The following is a 25,154-nucleotide window of genomic DNA, read 5'->3' as shown; positions in this document are numbered from 1 at the left end:
GAGATTTTAATGAATTTAGAAAAACAAATATTAAATTTTATGAAAAAAAAGAATTATATTCCATTAACAAAGGAAGAACTTGCTGTTGCATTAAATGTTCATTTTAATAGTTTAAAAAAATTTTTTAAAATATTAGATTCTCTTGTTAATAGTAAAAAAATATCATTAAATGATTTTAGATATAGTATCTATGAAAAAAAGGAAACATTAAAAGGAAAGATTACTTTTACTCCAAAAGGCAATGCGTTTTTTGTTTCAGAAGAAGACATAGATGATATTTTTATTCCAAAAAAGGAATTAAATCATGCTAATCATAATGATGATGTAGAAATAGAAATTATAAAAGAAAAGCGAGTAAATTCAAAAGCCGAAGGAAGAGTAATAAAAGTTTTAAATAGAAATAGTAATTTAATAGTTGGTACATTTACTGAAAATAAAAATTTTGGATTTGTAGTTCCTGATGATATTAAATGTAATTATGATATTTTTATAAAAAAAGGCGATAAGAATGGAGCAAAAACTGATGATAAGGTTGTATGTAAATTAGTTGAATTTCCAGATAAAAAGAAAAATCCTGAGGGAGTAATAATTGAAATAATAGGAAATAAAAATGATAAAAACGCTCAAATAATTTCTTTATTAAAAGATATGGAAATTCCATATAAATTTTCAAATAAGATTAATAAAGAATTAGAAGAATTATCTCAAATGGATTTAAAAAAAGAATTCAAAAATAGAGTAGATTTTAGGAACTTGTTTACTGTTACAATCGATGGAGCTGATGCAAAGGACTTTGATGATGCTATTTCTATTGATAAAAAAGGGAACGATTATGTTCTTTATGTTCATATAGCAGATGTATCTCATTATGTTAAAAAAGATAGCAAGTTGGATAGGGAAGCATATAAAAGAGGTAATAGTGTATATTTATTTGATTATGTAGTCCCTATGTTACCGGAAGTACTTTCTAATAATCTTTGTTCATTAAATCCAAATACAGAAAAACTAACTTTATCTGTAAAAATGATTATAGATAAAAATGGTAATGTTAAAGAATATAAATTTTATGAATCTGTAATAAACAGTAATTATAGACTAGTTTATGACGATGTAACTAATTTTTTAGAAGGTAAAAAGCATTTTTATGATGATGAAATACTAAAAGAAAAGTTATTTGTTATGAAAGAATTAGATGAGATATTAACTACTAAAAGAATCAATAGAGGAACTATAGATTTTAATTTTCCTGAAATTGACATTACTTTCAATAAAGATGGTGAAGTAGAAAATATAACAAAAAAAGAAGACGGTCTTGCAAATAGAATAATAGAATCATTTATGATTTGTACTAATGAAGTGGTAGGTAAGCATTTTGGAGATCTTGATATACCGATTATATATAGAATACATTCTAAACCACCTGAAGATAAATTGGAAATATTAAGAAATCACTTAAATCGTTTGAATATAAAAATGAAATCAATAGATATGATTTCTTCAAAATATTTAAGTGAAATTGTAGATCAATTTAAAGATACAAATAAATCTGATTTTATAAATTATTCTATTTTACGATCTATGACTAAGGCTAGATATTCTCCGAATATTGATATTCATTTTGGATTATCAACATTTTTATATTGCCATTTTACTTCTCCAATAAGAAGATATGCAGATTTAACCGTTCATAGAACTTTAAAAAATTATTTACATTCAAATAATGAAATACCAAAAAATTATATAAGTTACCTAGATATAATTTCTAATCATATAAATGATACTGAAATACTAGCTATAGATGCAGAAAGAAAGTTGGAAGATATTAAAAAAGTGGAATTTATGAAAAATAAAATAGGACAAATTTTCAAAGGGATTATAGTTTCAGTTACTTCATACGGGCTTTTTGTGCAATTAGAAAATACTGTTGAAGGATTAGTTAAATATGAAGATATTATGGATGATTACTATGAATTTGATGAACAAACTTTGACTGCTGTTGGTAGAAGAACAAAAAAATTATTTGATATAGGAATGGATGTAGAAGTTATTGTTTCTAAAGTTAATGAGATAACTAATGAAATTAATTTTTATTTAAATAGGTGATATTATGAGAGATAAAACAACTATAAAAATAATAGCTAATAATAAAAAGGCAAGACATGACTATTTTTTAGAAGATATCTATGAAGTTGGAATTTCTTTATCAGGTACTGAAGTCAAAAGTATTAGACAGGGAAAAGTTTCTATTAAGGAAAGTTATTGTTCAATTAAGAATGGAGAAGTTTTTATTCTTGGAATGAATATTACACCTTATGATTATGGGAATATATATAATTTAGACCCTACAAGAGAAAGAAAGTTACTTTTAAATAAAAGAGAAATTAATAAATTAATTGGACAAACTAAAGAAAAAGGTTATTCATTAATTCCTTTAAATGTTCATATTAAAAACGGATGGATAAAACTTGACATTGCACTCGCTCGTGGTAAAAAAAATTATGATAAGAGAGACAGTATGCTTGAAAAAGAACACGAGAGAAAGATACAGTATGCACTAAAAAATAAATATAAATAGAGGTGAATTTTTTGAGCAAAAAATATACAATTATAACTTATGGTTGTCAAATGAATCATCATGATTCAGAAAAAATATCATATTTACTAGAAACTTTAGGTTATACAAAAGAAAATGATTTAGAAAAATCAGATTTTATTATATATAATACATGCTTAGTCAGAGAGAATGCAGAACTTAAAGTTTATGGACAACTTGGTGCTTTGAAAAATTTAAAAAGAAAGAAACCGGAAATGATTATAGCCGTTTGTGGTTGTATGATGCAAACAGGTGATGCAAGAGCTACTATAATTTCAAAATATAAACATGTAGATATAATTTTTGGAACGAAAAATATCTCAAGATTGCCTTCTCTTATCTCAAGACATAGAAGTACAGGAGAAGTTGTCGTAGATATTGAAGAAGAAGACATACTTGATGATGAAACTCCTATAAATAGAGAACATCCATTTATTGCTTATGTAAATATAATGACAGGTTGTAATAATTATTGTACTTTTTGTATAGTTCCTTATGCTAGGGGAAAAGAAATTAGTAGAACCCCTGAAAGCATAATTAATGAAATAAAAGAATTGGCAAAAAAGGGATATAAAGAAATAACATTATTAGGACAAAATGTTAATTCATATGGAAAAACTTTAAGACCTAAAGTGACATTTCCAGAATTATTAAAAATGGTTAATGAGATAGAAGGAATTGAAAGGATTAGATTCTTGACAAGTCATCCGAAAGACTGTTCTGATGAATTAATAGATGCCATAGCAAATTTGGATAAAGTTTGTGAAAATATTCATTTACCATTCCAGTCTGGTAGTAATAAGATACTAAAGGATATGCATAGAGTATATACTAGAGAACATTATTTGGAATTAATCAGAAAATTAAAAGAGAAAGTACCTAATATTACTCTTTCTACTGATATAATTGTTGGATTTCCAGGTGAAACGGAAGAAGATTTTGAAGATACATTAAGCATGGTGGAAAAGGTTAAATATGACCAAGGATTTACTTTTCTATATTCTATAAGAAAAGGTACAAAAGCTGCTGAAATGCAAAATCAAATACCACATGAAGTAAAACAAGAAAGATTTCAGCGACTAATAGATTCTATGTATAAAATTTTTTATGAAAAAAACAAAGAATGTTTAGGACAAACTCTTGAAGTGTTAGTTGAAGGAATTAGTAAAAATAATCCAGATATTCTTACAGGTAGAACAAGAGGATATAAATTAGTACATTTTAAAGGTGGAAAAAGAAATATTGGACAGTTAGTTAACGTTAAAATAACTGGACATAATTCATTTGCACTTGAAGGAGAGATAGTTTAGTAAGGAGTAATTATGAGCGATTTTACACCAATGATGAAACAATATCTAGAAGTTAAATCTAATTATAGTGATTGTATTATATTTTATAGACTAGGTGATTTTTATGAAATGTTTTTTGATGATGCAAAAATAGTTTCAAAAATATTGGATTTAGCTTTGACTAAAAGAGATTGTGGTGGTGGAAAAACTGCACCAATGTGTGGTATTCCTCATCATGTTGTAAATCAATATTTGTATAAGCTGGTTTCTGAAGGTTTTAAAGTTGCTATTTGTGAACAAGTTCAAGATCCAAAACTTGCTAAAGGAATTGTAAAGAGAGAAGTTATTAAATTAGTAACTCCGGGAACTATTGATGAATTTGATGAATTAGCTACTAATAAAAATAATTATATTATGAGTATCTATATGGATTCTACAAATTTAAGTATCACATATTCTGATATTTCAACCAGTGAAATATTCTGTACAAGTATTTTTGAAATGAACAGAGATAATTTAATTACCGCTTTAGAGGAAGAAGTAATTCGTACAACTCCGTCAGAAGTTATAATAAATTCAAATATATTAAAATCATTAGAAAAAAGTGTTGTTAAATTATTAAAAAATTTAAGAATTATTTATACAAAAGTAGATATAGATCAAGATTTTAAATCTTTAAGAGAGAATAATGAAGAATTTTATTCTAATAATCTTAGTAATAAAATATTACTTTTTTCAATAGATAACTTTTATAAATATGTTTGCAGATTTAATGTTAAATTGAATGATTTTAAAAAAGTTAATTTATATAAATTAAGTGATTATCTAAGAATTGATGCTAATTCAAGAATTAATTTGGAACTTAAAAAAAATAATTTTAGTAATGACATAAATGGCTCTTTATTATCAGTTATAAATTATACTAAAACTCCTATGGGATTTAGGCTACTTAATAAATGGTTAGATCAACCGCTTATAGAAATAGAAAAAATTCAAAGAAGGCAATCGTTGGTTGAAGATTTAGTTTTAAACTCAAATTTAAGAAATGAATTAGAAGAACTATTAGCAAGTATTTCTGATATAGAAAGAATAAATTCAAAAATTTCTTTTGGAAATTGTAATGCAAGAGATTTAATTCATTTAAAAAATTCTTTATCAGCTGTTCCAAAGATTAAAAGATTATTTTTAGATAGTAATACTTTATTTTCTAATATAGCTTTAAATATTCCTGATACCGAATATATCTATAATCTTATAAATTCAGCTATTCTTGAAGACGTAGGAATTTTATTGAAAGAAGGAAATTTGATAAAGATTGGTTATGATGACGAACTTGATTTAATAAGAAATAATAAAATAGTTGGAAAACAAAAGCTAATTAAATATGAAGTTGATCAAAGAAATATTACCGGAATTAAAAATTTAAGATTAATATTTAATAAGAAAACAGGTTATTTTTTTGAAGTTACAAAATCATATCAAAACTTAGTTCCTAAATATTTTGAATTAAAACAAACTTTAACTAATGCAAATAGGTATAAAACAAATGAGCTTCTAACTATTGAAAATATGATATTCGGATCTGAAAGTGATATTATAGAAAAAGAATATGAATTATTTATTTCAATAAGAAATACAATAAAAATGAATATTAAAACATTACAAAAATTATCAGATATAATTTCATTCATAGATTCTATATTTTCTTTATCAATAGTTGCATTTAAAAATAATTATTGTAAACCGACTTTAAATTCAGAAGGGATAATAGATATAAAAAATGGTAGACATCCTGTTATTGAAAGCTTTTTAAGTTCAATAAATGAATTTATCCCTAATGATACAAATATTGGGCAAAGTGATAATTTAATTCAGATTATAACAGGACCTAATATGAGTGGAAAATCAACTTATATAAGACAGATAGCTCTCATAGTTATATTAGCTCAGATTGGTTCATTCGTACCTGCTGATAGTGCAAATATTTCGATAGTAGATAAGATATTTACTCGTATTGGAGCTTCAGATAATCTATATAAAGGAGAAAGTACCTTTATGGTAGAAATGAAAGAAGTTAATAATATTTTAAGATATGCTACTAAAAATAGTTTACTTATACTTGATGAGGTTGGAAGAGGAACTTCAACTTTTGATGGATTAAGTCTCGCTTGGGCAATTCTTGAGTATATTACAAAAAATATAAAATCGAAAACATTATTTGCTACACATTATCACGAATTAATTGACTTAGAACATACTTTTGCTTGCATAAAAAATAAACATATTCAAGTTATTGAAGATAAAGAAAATGATGAAATAGTCTTTTTAAGAAAAATAATGGATGGCGGAGCTAATAAGAGTTATGGTATTGCAGTTGCAAAACTTGCGGGACTTCCTATGGAAGTTATAAATCGTTCAAAAATTATTTTAGATAGCATTGAAAAGAAGGAAATTCAAATAGAAAAAGATATTATTGATAGTTCAAATGTAATAAAAACTAAGGTCAATGATAAAATAATTACTAATCTAAATAGTATAAATATTGAAAAAATAAGCCCAATGGAAGCTTTTGGTATATTAAATGATTTAATAAATATAGCTAAAAGTGATAATGAATAGATAGGAGATTTATATGTCTATAAAATTATTGTCAGAAGATACAATTCAAAAAATTGCAGCAGGAGAAGTTATAGAAAATCCTTATTCTGTAATAAAAGAGTTGGTTGAAAATTCAATAGATTCAGGTGCAACATTTATTAAAGTTGAAATTAAAAATGCAGGTAAAAAAGAAATTATGATTTCTGATAACGGCTGTGGAATTGAAGAAGATGATATAGAGTTGGCATTTACCAAACATGCTACATCTAAATTAAATAATTTTGAAGATATATATTCTATTCTTTCTTATGGATTTAGAGGAGAGGCATTAGCTAGTATATCTGCAATTTCAAAAGTTGACATTAATACAAGAACAAAGAACAGTGAATTCGGAATTCACTGTTATCTTGAAAATAATAAAATTATTAGAAAAAATAAGATAGGGATGAATTTAGGAACAACAATTTACATTAGAGATTTATTTTACAATGTTCCTATTAGAAAGAAATTTTTAAAATCAGATGCATATGAAAACTCAATCATAACAACGTTGATGTACTCTTTTGCATTGGCTAATCAAAAAATATCTTTTAAATATATAAAAGATTCGAAAGTTGTATTCGAAACAAGTGAAAAAAATACTTTAAAAGATAATATAAAATATATTTTTAAAGATGATTTTTATAAGAATTTAATTTCTGTAAATATTGAGGACTCAGATTATAAGATTTATGGATATATTTCAAATAATCACTTTTATAAAGGTAGTAGAGCATCACAATTTTTATTTGTTAATGGAAGATATATTTTTGATGAAAAGATTAGAAATATAATAGAAAAATCAATTGCTACATTAATACCAAAAGGAAAGTTTCCTACATTTGTAATATTTATCGAAGTAAATCCCAGCTTAATAGATATAAACGTTCATCCAAATAAAAGAAAGATTAAATTTATTTTTGAAGATAAGTTACTAAATTTACTTAATAATAACATTACTGACATCGTTCTAAAAAATACTACAAGTGATTTTATATCTGTAAAGGAAGAACAAAAAGAAAAAATCTTATACAACGAAGAAAAGATTAATAACGAACAATCTTCAGAAGAAGATATTATTGAAACTATAATTTATGATGATGATTATAATACACAAAATATTGTAAATAAGTTTTCTTATGATGATTTATTTAAAGTAAATAAAGATGATATAAAAACGATAAATGAAGAAGATAATATTGAAAATTATATTGTTGAGGACGAAAAAGTAGAAAATACTCCAGTATTGGAACAAATAAAACTTGATGATAATACTGAAACTTCAAAAAATATTTTAGATTATGAAATTATAGGTAAAATTTTTTCAAAATATATTTTATTATCCGATAAGGATGAGTTTATAATTATAGATATACTAAATGCTAAATATAGACTGTTGTATGAAAATTTATTGGATAATTACAATAATTGTACTATTACAAAACAGATACTTTTATTTCCTATAATTTTGGAATTAAATGAATATAAATTGAGTGTGTTTAATACTATTAAAGATAAGTTGAAAAATTTAGGTATAGAAGCTGATATTTTTGATGAAAATTCTATAGCAATAAGGACAATGCCTAATTTATTAAATGATAATTTAGATAAAGAAGATATTAGAGAAATGATTGATGAACTGTTATTTAAAGATAATAGAGTGTTTGAGGACTCATTATACAAAATGGTTTCTAAAAAACGAATAAATTTAAGTTTAACGGATTTTGAGATAGAAGAATTATTGTCACAGTTATCTAAAATAAATCTAGATATAAATTTCTATGACAAAAAAATATTAAGAAAAATATCTAAAGAAGATTTTGATAAATTATTTTTTAAGGAATAAAAATGAAGAAAAAAATAATATTTATTGTTGGCCCTACATCTGTTGGAAAAACAAAATTAAGCGTTGATATAGCAAAAGATTTTTCAGGAGAGATTATATCTTGTGATTCTATGCAAATTTATAAAGAATTTAATATAGGAACTGCTAAGATAACAGAAGAGGAAGTTAGTGGAATTAATCATTATATGATTGATATTTTAGATGGAAATCAAAAATTTAATGTTTCTGAATATAAAAATATGGCAGAGAAATATATTGAAGAAATTTATTCTCATAATAACATTCCGATTTTTGTAGGAGGAACAGGACTTTATGTAAATTCTATATTATATGATTTTAAATTTACTGAATCTGAAGAATCGAATAATCTAAGAGAACAAATTACAGAATTTTACGAAAAAAATGGGGCAAATTTGCTTTATGATTTATTATTATATCTAGACTATTCAAGTAGAGAAAAAATTCATAAAAACAATATAAAAAGAGTAATTAGAGCAATAGAAGTTTGTGTAAATACAAAAAAAGAATTTTCCAAACAATGCAAAGATTATGAAAATAATAATTGTAAGTATGATTACTTAATAATAGGATTAACTTTAGATAGAAAAATATTATATGATAAAATAAATTCTAGAGTCGATATAATGATTAATAATGGACTTGTTGAAGAAGCATCAAGTCTATATAAAAAATATGGCGAGTATTCACAACCATTTACTGCTATTGGATACAAAGAGTTTATTCCATATTTTAAGAGAGAAATTACTCTGGAATCTTGTATTGATAATATAAAACAAAATTCAAGAAAATACGCTAAAAGACAATTTACTTGGTTTAATAGGAATGAAAATATACATTGGATTGATGTTGAAAATGGATATGATGAAGTTCTATTTAAATCTAAAAAATTAGTAAAAGATTTTTTAACTAAAGGAGAATTATAAATTGGAAAAATATTTAGATACTGATTTTAATTTTGATTCTAAAATTATTAATTTTGTAAACAAATGTTCTAAGGAAATAGAAATAGAATTTGAAACTTTAAAAGAAATAGAAGAATATAATCAATTAAAAGTTTTAAATGCATTTAAAAAGCAAAAATTATCTGCTACTGATTTTTCTTGGACAACAGGATATGGATACGGTGACTTTGGAAGAGAGAAATTAGAAAGGATATATTGCGACATCTTTAAAGCAAAAGATGCTATAGTAAGGCAAGAAATAACATGTGGAACTCATGCAATATCTTTAGCATTGCAAGGTAATTTATTACCAGGAGACGAGTTTATTTATATAACTGGAACTCCTTATGACACACTTTTAAAGGTTATAGGTATTAGTGGAGATGAAAAGGGAACACTACTTGATTATGGAATAAAGTATAATAAGGTTGATTTAGTAAATAATGAAATTGATGTAGAAACTGTATTATCTAAAATCAATTCAAAGACTAAATTATTAGCTATTCAAAGATCTCCTGGATATAGTAGCAGAAGATGTATTTCCATTAATGAATTAGAAGTAGTTATTAAGAAAATAAAAGAAAAATTCCCTAATATAATTATAATGATTGATAATTGCTACTGTGAATTTGTAGAAAAAAAGGAACCTCTAGAAGTTGGTGCCGACATAGTTGTAGGATCATTATTAAAAAATTTAGGTGCAGGAATAACTTTAAACGGTGGATATATAGTTTCAAATTCAACTGAAATTATAGAATCTATTTCTAATAGACTAACATCTCCAGGACTTGGAAGGCATGTAGGTGTAAGTTTTGGTACTACAAGAGCAATTATTCAAGGATTATACTTTGCACCTCGTGTGGTTTTAGAGGCAGTAAAAAGTGCAATATTAGTGTCATATATATTTGAAAAGTTAGGCTATGAAACAATACCTAAATATAATGAAAATAGAAGTGATATTATTCAAGTGATTACTATGAATGATGAAAATAAAGTTATAGACTTTTGTAGATCTATACAGGAATTTTGTTGTGTAGATAGTCATGTTGTTCCTTATCCGTGGGATATGCCAGGATATTCAGATAAAGTTATAATGGCTTCAGGAAGCTTTATAGATGGTTCAAGTATTGAATTAAGTGCAGATGGACCTTTAAGAGAACCATATAATGTATATTATCAAGGTGGACTGAATTTTTATCAAACTAAGATAGCATTAATTAATGTTTTAAATACTTTTTATAATAAAAAATATATAGACTTATAGTAAATAAAAATATTTTTAAAAAGTTTAGCTTATTTTTATATTATTTATGGTATAATAGTAGTAGTTTTTCGCATTTTGTGTTAAATATAAATGTACAAAAAATTGAAATAATTAATAATTTTATATTAATTATATATTAATTATATATGATATTGGAGTGAATGATTTGAAATGTTTATCAAAAGAAAAAATAAACATTGTAATGGAAAAATTAGAAAAATTATATCCTGATGCAAAACCAGAACTTAATTTTTCTAACAGTTTCGAACTATTGATAGCAACCATTTTATCTGCTCAATGTACTGATGTAAGAGTTAATAAGGTTACTGAAAAATTATTTAAGGATTTTAAGACTCCAGAAGAATTTTTAACTTTAGATATTGATGGTTTGTCTAAATATATACATAGTTGTGGTTTTTATAATACAAAAAGTAAAAATATTTTAGAAACTTGTAGAATTTTAGTAGAAAAATATAATTCTATAGTTCCAAGTGATATGGAATCATTAACTTTATTACCTGGAGTTGGAAGAAAAACTGCGAATGTAGTTAGATCTTGTGCTTTTAATATACCATCACTAGCAGTTGATACTCATGTTTTTAGAGTTACAAACAGAATAGGAATTATTAATGAAAATAATGTTCTAGATTCTGAGTTTTCTCTAATGAAAAAACTGAAAAAAGATAATTGGAACAAGGCACATCATTTATTTATTTTTCATGGAAGAAGAATTTGTAAATCAAGAAAACCGGATTGTGAAAAATGCATAATAAATTCTGAGTGTTTATATTATAAAAATTTGTAGGAGGATATATGAAAAAATATCTTAAGGTATTTAGTATTGTATCGGGAGTATTAGGAATATTGATAATAGGTACAATAGTAGGTTATTTTTTACTTAATAGACATCCATTAAGTAATGCGGCTGGAGAGACAAAAAACTTAAAAAAAGAAGAACTTTTAGCATATGACAAATTTTATGAAGGAATTTTTATTAATGATGTTGATTTAAAAGGTCTAACAAAAGAAGAGGCTATAAGTAAGATAAAAGAAAGTTTAGGAATAAATAATGAATTTACTTTAACACGAGACAATTATACTAAGAAATTTCTTCCTAAAGATATTAACTTTTCATATGATTATGAAAATCTAGTTAATCAATCATTTAATATAGGTAGATTTGGTACTGATGATGAAAGAATAGAAACATTAAAAAATTTATTAAAAAATCCTAAGAAATTCGAAGTTAAAGCTACTTATGATTTATCAAAATTAAATGAAATTATTTCTGAAATATCAGAAAAACTAAATTCCAATCCAATAGATGAAAAATTTTCTTTTTCTGATGACAAGATATCAATTGTTGAAGGTAAAATTGGACTTAAAGTTGAAAATGAAAAAATAGTAGATAATTTTAAAAGTGTTCCGGTAAAATTTAATTTTGAAATACCTGCTATTGTTACAGAATATAAAAAGATTGATAAAACTTTGTTGTCTTCAATAAAGGGAGTGATAGGGGAAGCTACTACTAAATTTGATAATCAGCCTAATAGAAATACAAATATTAAAATTGCTGCAGGGAAAGTTAATGAATTTGTAGTTAATCCCGGAGAAACTTTTTCTTTTTCTAAAGAATTAGGCGAAGTGTCTAAAAATACAGGTTATAAACCTGCAGGAACTTTTCTAAATCATAAGATAGTGGATTCAATTGGTGGAGGAATCTGTCAAGTCACATCTACCTTATATCAAGCATTAGTAAAATCTGATTTAAAAATAGTTGAAAGAAATCAGCATTCTATGAGAGTACCCTATTGTACTATTGGATTAGATGCGATGTATTATGAAGGACAAAGTGATTTGAAGTTTCAAAATACTTTTGATTTTCCTATAGTTATAAAAAGTTATGTTTCTAACGGAGAATTAACCTTTAAAATTTTCGGTGATACAGATAAAAAAAATTATAATATTAAATTATTTACATCTGATGTATCTAAAATACCAATGCCTGTCGAAGAAATTCAAGATCCTAGTTTACCTGAAGGCAAAAGAGTTATTGTTGAAAAGGGGTTCCCTGGTTATAGAGGCTCTTCTTATAAGCAAAAAGAAAATGAGAAACCAATATTATTAAATAGTGATTATTATAAACCAAAGAAACAAATAGTTAAAGTTGGAACAAAAAAAGCAGATACAGAAGAATCTGTTAATAACGATTAAAATCATATAAAAATATGGATATTTTTTTAATATTATGATATAATATTTGTTGAATTATTCATAAAAATAGGAGGAAAATTAATGATTTCAGCAGGAGATTTTAGAAAAGGTACAACATTTGAAATGGATGGTGATGTATACCAAATAATAGATTTTCAACACGTAAAACCTGGTAAAGGTGCAGCGTTTGTAAGAACAAAAATTAAATCTGTAAAGAGTGGTGGTTCAAGAGAAATGACTTTTAACCCAAATGATAAATATGAAGTGGCTAAGATAGAAACTAAAGAAATGCAATACTTGTATTCAGATGGTGAACTATACTACTTTATGGATACAGAAACTTATGAACAATTACCATTAAATTTTGATGTTGTTGAAGATGCGCTTTTATATTTAAGAGAGAATGATAATGCAACTATTAGATTTCATGATGGAAAGGCGTTTCAAGTAAACGCTCCAAACTTTGTAGAATTAGAAGTTGTTGAAACTGAACCAGGTGTTAAAGGGGATTCTGCAACAGGAGCAAATAAACCTGCAAAAGTAGAAACAGGTGCTGTTGTTACTGTTCCATTATTTATAAATAATGGAGATAAAATAAAAATTGATACTAGAACTAATGAATATTTATCAAGAGTTTAATAAAAGACAAGTTTTATAACTTGTCTTTTTTATTGAAAATTATATTTTTAGCTTTGAAATTGGATTTTTTGAAATTCCTTTTTTTATATCGTCATCATCTAAATGAGTGTATATTTGTGTTGTAGCAACACTTGTATGTCCTAAAATACTCTGAATTGTTCTTATGTCAACATCTCCATATTTATACATAAGAGTTGCTGCGGTATGTCTTAATTTATGTGGTGTATATATTTTGGGATTTAGTCCTGATAATTCTATATATTTTTTTAATCTCAATTGTATAGACCTATTAGAAATTCTTTTTTTATGTGAACTTATGAATAAGGCATTTGTATCTCTTGTTATCGGTCTAAGTTTCATATAACATTTTATAGCATAAATACAGTTTTCATTTAAAAAAACTGTCCTTTCTTTATTACCTTTACCAATAACACTTAATTTATCATCTTTAATTGATTCTATATTAATTCCAGTAAGTTCAGATATCCTAAGACCACATGTTAAAAAAATTAATACTATACATAAATCTCGAGCTCTGTTAAATTCATTCTTTTCATCCTTTATAGAATTTAATACTTTTTCTGATTCTGATAATGTTAAATAAACTGGATTTCTTTTTTGTAATTTTGGTAATTCTAATTTTTCTGAAGGATTTTTATCTATAAGTTCAACTGTATTATGCAAATATTTAAACCATGATTTTATTGCTGAAATTTTTCTTGCTTTTGTTTTAGTTGAATCGTTATAGTTAGAATCACAAAAAGATATATATGCATGTAAATCAGTTATATCTATATCAGAAATATCCTTTTTACTAATTGATAAAATAGAAACGGAGTTTATATCAGAATCTAAATTATATCCAAATAATTTTTTTCTCATTATAATAAATTTTAAAAACCTTTTTAAATCATAATAATACTCTTTAACTGTTAGATTAGATCTGCCTTTTATTGTTAATAAATAATTTAAATAGTCATCCAAAATTGTTGGACAATCATTAAAATGAACCATATTTCACCTCTTAGATTATTGTACTATTAATATTATGCTATAATTTGGGTAGTAAGTCATTGTATAATAAATTTCAAATTAAAGTTATATAAAAGTACTTTTTATTAATAGTTTATGATATAATATATTATATCATATTATGATGTTTTTTATGAATATATTTGAAGTAATAGGTAAAAATTTGTAATAATAATCTTTTATTAAAATAAAGATAAAAAGTTAAGTATACTATTTAAAATGAATATGCTAGATTTAACGGTTTAAAAGGAGTTTAAAATGAAATCAAATTTAAAAAAATTTTTTAACTCAAACTTTGGTAAAATTATATCTTTTTTAATTGTTTGTATAACTTTTTTCGTGTTAATACTGTATTTTAGAAACTACAAAATTTATAAACAGGAAAAAGAGAAACTTGAACAACAAAAAACAAATTATAATAAAAATAAGGAAAATCAAAAAATGAAAGAAGAAAAAGAAAAAAATAAAGATACTGAAATCGAAGAAAAGAAATCAAATATAGAAGATAAGAAGATAGATATCGATGAAAGAGAGATAGATAATTTTAACGAAAAGAAACCTAAATAATTTTTTAAAATAATTATAATTTTTAAATTAATATAAATTTATATTAGATTAATTTAAGTATTTAATCAAAAATAGAAATTATTTTATATTATGAATTTTTTTGTGTTATTTTCGCAAAACTATTATTTTGCGAAAATAATTATTTAAAAATATAGAGTAGAGATTATATTTTAATCTCTACTCTATTTACATATAAATGTATTTCAATTTATTAATTAAATCAAAATTAACAATTTTAAATTTAAAATTTTTCTAAGTCCTCTTTATATAACTCTTGTAAGTATAATATATCATTCATTATAGAATTATCTAAGTCTTCGTACAATAACAATTTATCCATATCTTCTTTCGCTTTTTTATATTTTTTTAGCTTTAGTTCTAATATTATCTTATTAAATAGCAATTTTTCATCATCTATATATATAGATAGTCCTCTTTCGAAAATTTTAAGCGATTTTTCGATTTTTTGCATTTTGTAATATAATAACCCTAGTTCTATAAAAATATTTAAAAAATCAGCGTTTAAATCCAATGATTTTTCGTAGTGCTCTATAGCTTTTTCGTTTTCGTTTAATTTATTATATATATATCCAATCCAATAAGAATCTTCTTTATCTAGATTAAAATTATCAATATTTTTTAATATTTTATAACAGTCTTCAAACTTAAATCTATCTACCAGTTGTAGTAGCTCTTCAATTTTAACTTTTACATTAATATCTTGTATTTTTTTATTGATAATATTATCAATTATCTTATTTGAATTTGTTATAGATTTTTTATAGAATATATTAGCTTTAATATAAAATTTTTCTTTTACATATAAATCACCATAAAGCATATTTAGCAAATAATCATCTTCATTTTTTCTTTCCAAATCAGATAATAGAATCTTGATTTCATTTAAGAATATATTATAATAACTATTATCATAATCTAAAATCATTAAAAGATATTTAGTATATAATTTTAAAATAAAATCATCATTTTTTTCTAAATTAATTAATCCTCTAATAATTAATAAATTATATATTATGGTGTCATAATTATTATCATTAAAATCAATTTTCGATTTGACAAAATCTAATAAATTAATATTTTTTGAATTTATAAAATCATTTAAAAATTTAATATTTTCAAAATTTGAATCTATTCCATTTAATAATAAAATCCCTTCAAAAAAATATGATAAATTAATATTTTCATTAAAATTATTATTTTTTATATTTTCTAAAAGAACATTTGAACTAATTGGAAAATCAATATTTTTATATTTTTTTTCATTAAATTCAATATTTTTCACTGTAAGAAAATATACTTTATCAGAAAATTTTCTAAAATAATTATATAAATTATCCATATTCACCTACATTTTTTTAGGAGTATCCATTCCTAAAAGTCTCAATCCAATTTCAATAAGTAACCTTGTGCAATATGTTAGTATAAGCCTAAATTCTTTAATATTTTCTTCTTGATTGTTTATAGGACAAGAATTATAAAATTTATTAAATAATTTTGAAACTTCAGTTATATATCTTGTAAGTATTGAAGGTTCATATTTTTTTGCTGAATCTAATAAAATATCTTCAAATTTATAGATTGATTTAATTAAAGATAATTCATCTATATTCATTTCATAATTTGAAACTTTTGAAATATCAATACTATCTAATTTTGAATAAAAATCATTCTTTTCTAATATACTATTAGCTCTTGCAGCAGAATATTGAACATATGGACCAGTTTCTCCTTCGAAATTAAGAACATTATTCCAATCAAAAGAATAATCTTTAATTCTAGTATTGAATAGTTCTTGAAATATAACAGCACCAATACCAACTTCTTTAGCAATTTCTTCTTTGTTTTCAAGAGAATTGTTTCTTTCATTTATAATTTCTAGAGTTTTTTCTACACTTTTCTCAAGTACATCGTTTAAAAATATAACATTTCCTTCTCTTGTACTTAACTTTGCTGAAGTTCCTAGAAAGTCATCTTTTACACTTACCATCCCAAATGAAACATGAATGCAATCTTTAGCCCATTCATATCCCATTTCTTCTAAAACAGCTTTTAATTGTTGAAAATGTAATTTTTGTTGAGTTGCAACTACATAAATATTTTTATAAAAATTATAGTCTTTTTTTCTAGTTAATGCAGTTGCAATATCTCTTGTTATATAAGTACTAGAAGAGTTACTTTTTAAAATCAAAGCAGGTGGTAAATCATATTTATCTAGATTAACTATTTTACATCCGTCACTTTCAATTAATAAATTTTTATCTTCTAGTTCTTTAACAACATCATCAATAAACTGAGAATGATAAGCTTCACCTCTGTATGAATCAAATTCAACTTTTAATTTATCATAAACTTTTTGAAATTCCATTAAACTAATATCTTTAAACCAGTTCCAAAGTCTGACAGACTCTTCATCTCCATTCTCTAATTTATTAAAATAGTCTCTGGCAATTTCTAACATTTTTTCATCAGTTTTACATAGATTATTAAAATCAACATACAATTTTAGTAACTGATTTATTGGATCAGCATTTATCTCTTTATCATTCCCCCACAATTTGTATGCAGCAATTATTTTTCCAAATTGGGTTCCATAATCTCCAAGATGATTTACACCAACTGTATTATAGCCTAAAAATTTGTATATATTTTTAATTACATTTCCAATTAATGTACTTCTTATATGTCCAATATGAAACGGTTTAGCTATATTTGTTGAAGAATAGTCAATAACAATAGTTTTATCTAAATTATCTTGTGTAGATCCATATTTTTCTTTTTTATCAAGTATTTCTTTTATAACATTTTTAGAAAATTCCAAATTTTTAATAAAGAAATTAATATAAGGACCAACATTTTTCACATTTGAGAATATACTATTATCTATATTAATTCTATTTACCAATTCTTCAGAAATTAAATTTGGTGCTTTTCTTAAAGTTTTAGATAATTTAAAACAAGGAAATGAAAAATCTCCCATTTCTGGATTAGGGGGAATTTCTATCAATTCTTTAATTTCTTCTTTATTTAAATTTATATCTAAATCATAAATAGTATCTATAACTATATCCTTAAAGTTTATCATAATTTTCTCCTATTTTAGTTTTACAACGGTAGCTCCATCGCCACCTTCATTAAATTTACCAAAGCTAAAAGACTTAACCAACTTATGTTTTCTCAGAAAATCTGAAATATTTTTTCTTAAAACTCCAGTTCCCTTACCATGAACAATTGTTACTTCGTTTAAATTAGCTATAAAAGAATCATCTAAAAATTTATCAATTTCATAAATTGCATCTTCAGTATTATATCCTCTTACATCTATCTTATTATTAAACATTTTATCACTTTTAATAAAATTAGATTTTGAATAAGATATTTTATCTTTAGAATGATCTATAATTTTTTCAATTCTAATGATATCACTAATATTTGCATTTACTTTTAAAATACCTATTTTAACTTGTAAATTTCCATTTTTATCCGGTAATGTCTGTACATATCCATTTTCATTTAAACTTAGAACTTTAACTTCTTCGCCTAACATTAATGGTTCATTTAATATATTAGATTCATTTTCTTTTTTAATCATTTTAGAATGATTAATTTTATCTATTTTCTTCAATATTTCTTCAGATATTTTTTTCAACTTAGTAGATTGCTCTTTTGATCTGGCTTTGTTTATATGATTAATTGTTTCTCTACAAAATTTTTCTGTTTCATATATTGAATTTTCAATATATTCATCCAATTTTTTTATCTTTTTTTCTTTTTGTTTATTAAATTTTTCAAGTTTTTCTTCATATTCTTCTTTAATTTTCTTGTTAAAATTTAATATTTTTCTTTGTTCAATAATAAGCTCTTCATATTCTTTACGCCTATTATCAACATTACTGACCAATTTATCAAAAGATAATTCATTATTTGATATAAACTTTTTAGCATTAATTATAAAGCTTTCATCAAGACCTAATTTTTTTGAAATCTCAAAAGCATTTGATTTCCCAGAAATACCAATGATTAATTTATAAGTGGGTTCTAACTTTTCAACATCAAATTCCATTGCAGCATTTTGAACGTTTTCAGTTGTCATAGCATACATCTTTAATTGACTATAATGAGTTGTTGCAATAGTTCTAATGTTTTTTTCTAAGAAATAATTTAATATAGAAATTGAAAGTCCCGAACCTTCTTCGGGATCAGTTCCAGATCCTAGTTCATCAAATAGAATCAAAGAATTTTCTTTTGCATTATTTATTATTTCTATTATATTTTTCATATGTGATGAAAAAGTACTTAAAGATTGCTCTATACTTTGTTCATCACCAATATCTGCAAATAATTCATCAAATACAGCCACTTCTGAATTATCTGCACAAGGTATCATAAGTCCATATTGAGTCATTAAAGTTAAAATGCCTACAGTTTTTAAAGTTACAGTCTTACCTCCGGTATTCGGACCTGTAATAACTAAAGTATTAAAACTATTACCAAGGGAAATATCAATTGGAACTACTTTATCCTTATCAATTAGAGGATGCCTTGCTGATTTTAATGAAATGATTCCATTATTGTTTATTATAGGTTTAATAGCTTCCATATCATATGCCAATTTTCCTCTTGAAAATATAAAATCTATATTAGCAATTGCATTTAAATTTGAAATTAATTCTGGTAAAATTTCTAAAACACGTTTAGAAAATTCCATTAAAATTCTTTCGATTTCTTTTTCTTCATCAATTTCTAACTTTTTTAAATCATTATTTAAATCAACTACAAACATAGGTTCTATAAAAACTGTTTGACCTGATGCAGATTGATCATGAACAATACCTTTAAAAGAATTTTTAAATTCACTTCTTACAGGAACTACATATCTACCATCCCTTAAAGTATATAAATTATCCATTAACTTATCAGATGTTGAAATCAATTGATTTAGTCTATCTCTAATCAAATCATTTTTTGATTTAATCATTCTTCTAATTCTTTTTAAATCAGAACTTGCATCATCAGAAATCTCATCTTCAGATATTATAGATATTTCTAAATCTCTTTCTAACTGAATAGCTGTATTTAATGAATTTAAAAGTTCAAAAATATTTTTAAATTCTAAAGACTCATCATAAGAAATTATATTTTTCAAAAATCTCGAAGTGTTAAGAAGTTTCCATACTTCTAAAAGCTTTCTAGGAGAAAAAAATTGTCCTATTTCTAAAAGTTTAAAGTCTTCTTCTAAGTCTTGAATATTGGAAATTCCTGGTAATCTATGCTTTATTATAAATCTATAGGCTTCATCTGTTTCATCTAATAGTCTTTGTACTTCAATCATATCTGTAGAAACTTCAGAATTTTTAATAACTTTTTTACCTATAATGCTTTGAGAACGGTCTGATAACATATTTATAATTTTATAAAATTCTAAAGTTTTTAGTACTTTATTATTCATTATTATTATTTTTCTCCAAATTTAATAATTCTATTAATGTATTCATTTTTTATTTTAACAATTTCATTTTGTAATTCTATAATTTTTTCATTTTTTTGTTTTAACTCATAGAAATTATCATAAGAAATTTTTTCTAAATTTTCATACCTTTTTTCAAGTGTACTTATTGTACGAACTAAAACATTATTTTTATCTGTTAGTTCTTTTACAGTTTGTTTTAATTCTTCTTTCTCTTTTTCAATTTTTTGATTATTTTTTATAAATTCTTCTTGTTTTTTTAAAGGAAATTCACTATCTTCACTCAATAAGTTAATTTCTTTTTTTAAATCAAAATAATCACTAGAAACATTTAATGCAACTAAAGTAGCAGCCATAGTTGAATTTAATAAATAATTTTGAGATGTAATTTTTTTTATTTCTTCATCCACAAAATTAGCAATATCTTCTACTTCAGTCTTTGTTTTTTCACCTATTATTGTATAAACCGTGCCGGCTATATTAACTTTTATTTTATTAGCATCCATAATATTCTCCTAATTAAAACCTTAGATATGCACCCAATTTCTCATTTAAATCTTTCAACATGCCATCAATGACGGTATTAATATCTTCATCAACTAATGTTTTATCTTTAGATTGAAAAGTTAATTTATAAGCCATTGATTTTTTTCCTTCATCAATTTGATTTCCGGTATAAATGTCAAAAAGTTCCACATTCTTTAATAAATTATTTGAATTATCTCTAAATATTTTTTCAATCATACCACTATCAATATTTTTATCTACAATTATAGCTAAATCTCTTTTTACAGCAGGGTATTTAATAAGTGGTTCATATATTCTAACTAAACCAGATTTATCTCTAATTTTTTCAATATCTATTTCACATACAAATATTTTTTTCTTTATAGAAAAATTCTTACAAACCTCATAAGATATTTGTCCAATTTCACCAATTTTTTCTCCACTTACAATTATATTAGCACATACACCAGGATGAAAATAATCAATTGAAGCATTCTTTACAAACTCATAATTTTCAATATTTAAAATACTTAATAAATTTACTACTATATCCTTAACATAATAAAAATCATATTTCCCATAACAACCAATCACTACTTTTTTCTTTTCTGAAGGTATTATACTATCAGCAACGATATGAAAAGTATTTCCAAGTTCATAGACTAATAAATCTTCATTTTTATAATTTAAATTTTTAGCTAAAACATCAATAACATTTGGAATTAATGATTTTCTCATAATACTAAATTCTTCTCCTAGTGGATTTAGGATTTTAACAGTATTTTGAGTATTCATCTTTGATTTTCCTATAATATTTCCACCAATGAAAGAATAAGTAGTAATTTCATATAAACCTAAATTTAATAAGACATTTTTTATCTTGTCCTCAAGAATTCTCTTTTTGCTTTTTTTCCCTATCGTATTTGGTGCTAAAATAGGTGTAGGATTAAGATTTGAGAATCCATATAGTCTTCCTATCTCTTCCACTATATCTTCCTGAATAGACAAATCTGTTCTAAAATAAGGAATAGTACAATATATATAATTATTTTTTACTTCTGTTTTAATTTCTAATAAGTCTAAATAGTTAAGAATTTCTGAATTATATATTTCAACTCCCAATAACCTTTTTACTAAATTAGGATCAAATTCAATTATTTTCGGAATAAATTCTTCTTTTTTAACATCAAATACAGATTCAATTTTACAATCAACATATCTTTCTAATAAATATAAAAATCTAGATAATACATTTACTGTATGTTCTGATGTTAGTCCCTTTTCATATCTAATTGAAGCTTCAGATTTTAATCCTAATCTCTTTGATGTCAATTTAATTGCTTTCTTTGTAAAAAAGGCTGACTCAATTAAAATGTTTTTTGTATTAGAATCTATTTCAGAATTTTTAAGTCCCATTACTCCTGCGATAGCTATAGGCTTTACATCATCACATATTAGCATATCATCGCTAGAAAGAGTTCTTTCTATATCATCTAAAGTAACTACTTTTTCTCCTTCAAAAGCATTTCTAATAGTAATATTTCCTTCTAATTTATCTAAATCAAATGCATGAAGAGGTTGTCCTAATTCTAACATTAAAAAATTTGTTAAATCAACTATATTATTAATAGGTCTTATACCAGAATTTAATAAATAATTTTGCATTTTTCTATTTGATTCTTCAATTTTAACATCTTTCATTATACTAGCAGAATATCTTTTACAGTTATCTGAAGATATGTTGATTTTCAATAAACTACTATTATTAATATTTTTTAAATCTTTAATATTAATTTCATTTAATTTTTTATTAAAGCTTGCAGCAATTTCTCTAGACATTCCTACAATAGATAAGCAATCAGGTCTATTTGGAGTAATTTCAAATTCTACAACAGTATCATCTAAATCTAGAATTTCTCTAATATCAGTTCCAAGAACTATATTTTCATCAAAAATTCTAAGAACACCGTCTTTATATTCTTTAGGAATAACAGAATCAGGATATCCTAATTCTTTGTAACTACAAAACATCCCTTGTGAAATTTCTCCAGCAAGTTTTGCTTCCTTGATTTGTGTATTATCAGCAAGTGTAGAGTTAACTTTAGCAACCGGTACATAATCAAATTGTTGTAAATTTTGAGCAGCTGTAACAATTTGTACAATTTCATTTCCTATATCAACTTTTGTAATCCAAAGTTTTTTTGAATTTTCATGTCTATATATTTCTAAAATTTTTCCAATAACTATATTTTTAATATTTGTTCCTAATTTTTCAATGGATTCAACATGAGAACCTGTTAGAGTAACTTTATCACATATATCCATTATATAATTATCTATATCAACGTATTCTTTTGCCCATTTTATTGGTAATAACATATAATCCCCCTTAAAATTGTTCTAAAAATCTCTTATCATTATCATATAATAATCTAATATTATTTATTTTATGTTTAACCATTGTTATTCTATCTATTCCCATACCAAAAGCAAAACCTGAATATTTTTTGGAATCAATACCACACGCTTCTAGAACATTTGGATGTACCATTCCACAACCTAATAATTCCATGCTCCATCCTGTTCCATTGCAAACTTTACAACCTTTCCCTTTACAATTAAAACAAGATACGTCAACTTCTGCACTAGGTTCTGTGAATGGAAAATAATGAGGTCTATATCTAGTTTGCATATCTTCTCCAAAGAATTCTTTAATAAAAGTATTAAGTGTATCTATTAAATTACTCATATTTATATTTTCATCCACAACAAGTCCTTCTATTTGGTGGAACATCGGTGAATGTGTATCATCAACTTCATCAAATCTAAATGTCCTACCAGCAGAAACCATTTTTATAGGCGGTTTAGTTGATAGCATAGTTCTAATTTGAACTGGTGAAGTATGAGTTCTTAATAGCAATTCTTTATCTATATAAAATGTATCTGACATATCTCTTGAAGGATGATCCATTGGAGAGTTTAACTTATTAAAATTATTTTCAACAGTTTCAATTTCAGGACCTTCAATTACTGAAAATCCCATTGAAATAAAGAAATTTTCAAGTTCTTCCATAGTTTGATTTAAAGGATGTCTATGTCCAATATCTACAATTTTTTTATTTATAGTGACATCTATAGTTTCTTCCTTAATTCTTTTTTCAAGCTCAATTTTATTAAACATTTCAATTTTTTCGTTTATTATATTCTCAATTTCTTGCTTTGTTAGATTAATTAGCTCTCCAATTTTTGGTCTTTCTTCTTTTGAAACATTTGCCATGTTTCTAAGCACACTGGTAAATTCACCTTTTTTACCTAAATACTTTATTCTAAGTTCTTCTAAACTATTTTTATCTGAATCTTTAATTTCATTTATAATTTTATCTCTTAATTTACTAATTAATTCTTTCATATTTTTCTCCTAGTTAACCTTGTATTTTTTTATAATAGTATCCTTCTCCCCATTTAGTTTGGATGTATGTAACATCACCTTTATTTATTTTTTCTCTTAACCTTCGTATATGAACATCAATTTTTCTATAATCGCTAACATGCTCTTCTTTCCAAACAATTTTAGCAATGTCTTCTCTACTAAATATTTTTTCTGAATTAATAGCCATTATATATAAAATATCAAATTCTTTCCCAGTTAAATCTACTTCTTCGCCCTTTAATTTTACTGTTCTTCCAACAATGTTAAACTCTAAATCATCTGCAAATATTAAATTATCAATATCCGTTCTTCTTTGACCAAATCTCCTCATTATAGCACGAATTCTTGCTTTTAATTCAAGAATATTAAAAGGATAAATTAAGTAATCATCAGCACCATATTCAAAAATTAAAATCTTTTGCATATCATCTTTTAATGTTGTAGTAACTATTGTTGGTACATCACAAAATTCATTTAATTTTCTCTTTAAATCCAATCCGGTGCCATCTTTAAAATACATATCCATAATAATAATATCAAAATTCTTTTGGTCCGCCAAAATTATAGTATCCTCAATATTATTGGCTGTAGTAATTTCATAATTTTCATCATCTAGCATTGAATACATCAAATCATTTATTTGCGAATCTATAGGTAAAGCCATTAATATTTTTAATTTCATAAAACAA

At 24.2% G+C, this 25,154-nt stretch carries 19 protein-coding genes; 11 read left to right on the top strand and 8 right to left on the bottom strand.

Going from position 1 to position 25,154, the window contains the following annotated elements:
- The first annotated feature begins 9 nt into the window (after positions 1-9).
- From rnr to efp, 10 genes are all read left to right on the top strand, one after another.
- Entirely contained in the window at positions 10-2,103 is a 2,094-nt protein-coding gene (rnr, locus tag ACMX2D_RS02300; protein WP_414972568.1) for a ribonuclease R, read from the top strand.
- 4 nt (positions 2,104-2,107) lie between these two features.
- Positions 2,108-2,575 carry an SsrA-binding protein SmpB gene (smpB, locus tag ACMX2D_RS02295; protein WP_009448551.1) on the top strand — a complete coding sequence of 156 codons (468 nt, stop codon included), beginning with the start codon at positions 2,108-2,110 and terminating at the stop codon, positions 2,573-2,575.
- Between the two features lie 11 nt (positions 2,576-2,586).
- Complete coding sequence (gene miaB, locus ACMX2D_RS02290) at positions 2,587-3,903, top strand: tRNA (N6-isopentenyl adenosine(37)-C2)-methylthiotransferase MiaB (RefSeq protein WP_414972567.1); 1,317 nt, start codon at positions 2,587-2,589, stop codon at positions 3,901-3,903.
- A 12-nt stretch (positions 3,904-3,915) separates the two neighbouring features.
- Positions 3,916-6,501, top strand: a complete 2,586-nt coding sequence (gene mutS / locus ACMX2D_RS02285; RefSeq protein WP_414972566.1) for a DNA mismatch repair protein MutS — start codon at positions 3,916-3,918, stop codon at positions 6,499-6,501.
- 13 nt (positions 6,502-6,514) lie between these two features.
- Positions 6,515-8,365: a DNA mismatch repair endonuclease MutL gene (mutL, locus tag ACMX2D_RS02280; RefSeq protein WP_414972565.1), complete on the top strand. Its 1,851-nt coding sequence runs from the start codon at positions 6,515-6,517 to the stop codon at positions 8,363-8,365.
- Positions 8,366-8,367: 2 nt separating this feature from the next.
- Positions 8,368-9,309 carry a tRNA (adenosine(37)-N6)-dimethylallyltransferase MiaA gene (gene miaA, locus ACMX2D_RS02275; RefSeq protein WP_281703420.1) on the top strand — a complete coding sequence of 314 codons (942 nt, stop codon included), beginning with the start codon at positions 8,368-8,370 and terminating at the stop codon, positions 9,307-9,309.
- Position 9,310: 1 nt separating this feature from the next.
- Positions 9,311-10,591, top strand: a complete 1,281-nt coding sequence (locus tag ACMX2D_RS02270) for a methionine gamma-lyase family protein (protein WP_414972564.1) — start codon at positions 9,311-9,313, stop codon at positions 10,589-10,591.
- Between the two features lie 202 nt (positions 10,592-10,793).
- A complete protein-coding gene (gene nth / locus ACMX2D_RS02265; protein ID WP_414971118.1) occupies positions 10,794-11,396 on the top strand; it encodes an endonuclease III in 603 nt (200 codons plus the stop codon).
- Positions 11,397-11,404: 8 nt separating this feature from the next.
- Positions 11,405-12,805, top strand: a complete 1,401-nt coding sequence (locus ACMX2D_RS02260; RefSeq protein ID WP_414972563.1) for a VanW family protein — start codon at positions 11,405-11,407, stop codon at positions 12,803-12,805.
- 81 nt (positions 12,806-12,886) lie between these two features.
- Positions 12,887-13,444: an elongation factor P gene (efp, locus tag ACMX2D_RS02255; RefSeq protein ID WP_009449004.1), complete on the top strand. Its 558-nt coding sequence runs from the start codon at positions 12,887-12,889 to the stop codon at positions 13,442-13,444.
- A 39-nt stretch (positions 13,445-13,483) separates the two neighbouring features.
- On the opposite strand, the gene ACMX2D_RS02250 is transcribed toward efp, so the two are convergent.
- Positions 13,484-14,458, bottom strand: coding sequence for a tyrosine recombinase XerC (locus ACMX2D_RS02250; RefSeq protein ID WP_414972562.1), 975 nt, complete (start codon positions 14,456-14,458; stop codon positions 13,484-13,486).
- 276 nt (positions 14,459-14,734) lie between these two features.
- On the opposite strand from ACMX2D_RS02250, the gene ACMX2D_RS02245 reads away from it, so the two are divergent.
- The gene (locus ACMX2D_RS02245) at positions 14,735-15,043 is read left to right on the top strand and encodes a hypothetical protein (protein ID WP_009448855.1); all 309 of its coding nucleotides are present in this window, start codon (positions 14,735-14,737) and stop codon (positions 15,041-15,043) included.
- A 241-nt stretch (positions 15,044-15,284) separates the two neighbouring features.
- On the opposite strand, the gene ACMX2D_RS02240 is transcribed toward ACMX2D_RS02245, so the two are convergent.
- Genes ACMX2D_RS02240 through ACMX2D_RS02210 form a run of 7 tightly spaced genes read right to left on the bottom strand, consistent with a single transcriptional unit; the run spans position 15,285 to position 25,147 of the window.
- Positions 15,285-16,403 carry a tetratricopeptide repeat protein gene (locus tag ACMX2D_RS02240; protein ID WP_414972561.1) on the bottom strand — a complete coding sequence of 373 codons (1,119 nt, stop codon included), beginning with the start codon at positions 16,401-16,403 and terminating at the stop codon, positions 15,285-15,287.
- A 6-nt stretch (positions 16,404-16,409) separates the two neighbouring features.
- Complete coding sequence (gene argS / locus ACMX2D_RS02235) at positions 16,410-18,146, bottom strand: arginine--tRNA ligase (RefSeq protein WP_414972560.1); 1,737 nt, start codon at positions 18,144-18,146, stop codon at positions 16,410-16,412.
- A gap of 9 nt (positions 18,147-18,155) precedes the next feature.
- Positions 18,156-20,510, bottom strand: a complete 2,355-nt coding sequence (locus tag ACMX2D_RS02230) for an endonuclease MutS2 (protein WP_414972559.1) — start codon at positions 20,508-20,510, stop codon at positions 18,156-18,158.
- Positions 20,511-20,515: 5 nt separating this feature from the next.
- Positions 20,516-21,034: a cell division protein ZapA gene (locus ACMX2D_RS02225; RefSeq protein WP_414970744.1), complete on the bottom strand. Its 519-nt coding sequence runs from the start codon at positions 21,032-21,034 to the stop codon at positions 20,516-20,518.
- A gap of 13 nt (positions 21,035-21,047) precedes the next feature.
- Entirely contained in the window at positions 21,048-23,414 is a 2,367-nt protein-coding gene (pheT, locus tag ACMX2D_RS02220; RefSeq protein WP_414972557.1) for a phenylalanine--tRNA ligase subunit beta, read from the bottom strand.
- 10 nt (positions 23,415-23,424) lie between these two features.
- Positions 23,425-24,444: a phenylalanine--tRNA ligase subunit alpha gene (pheS, locus tag ACMX2D_RS02215; protein WP_009448646.1), complete on the bottom strand. Its 1,020-nt coding sequence runs from the start codon at positions 24,442-24,444 to the stop codon at positions 23,425-23,427.
- A gap of 13 nt (positions 24,445-24,457) precedes the next feature.
- Positions 24,458-25,147, bottom strand: coding sequence for a response regulator transcription factor (locus tag ACMX2D_RS02210; protein WP_414970746.1), 690 nt, complete (start codon positions 25,145-25,147; stop codon positions 24,458-24,460).
- Positions 25,148-25,154: the final 7 nt, after the last annotated feature.

The sequence above is a fragment of the Parvimonas oralis genome (assembly GCF_047608425.1).
In the GTDB taxonomy this organism is placed as follows: domain Bacteria; phylum Bacillota; class Clostridia; order Tissierellales; family Peptoniphilaceae; genus Parvimonas.
The sequence above is the reverse complement of the archived record's forward strand: the minus strand, read 5'-3'. Positions and strand labels throughout refer to the sequence as shown.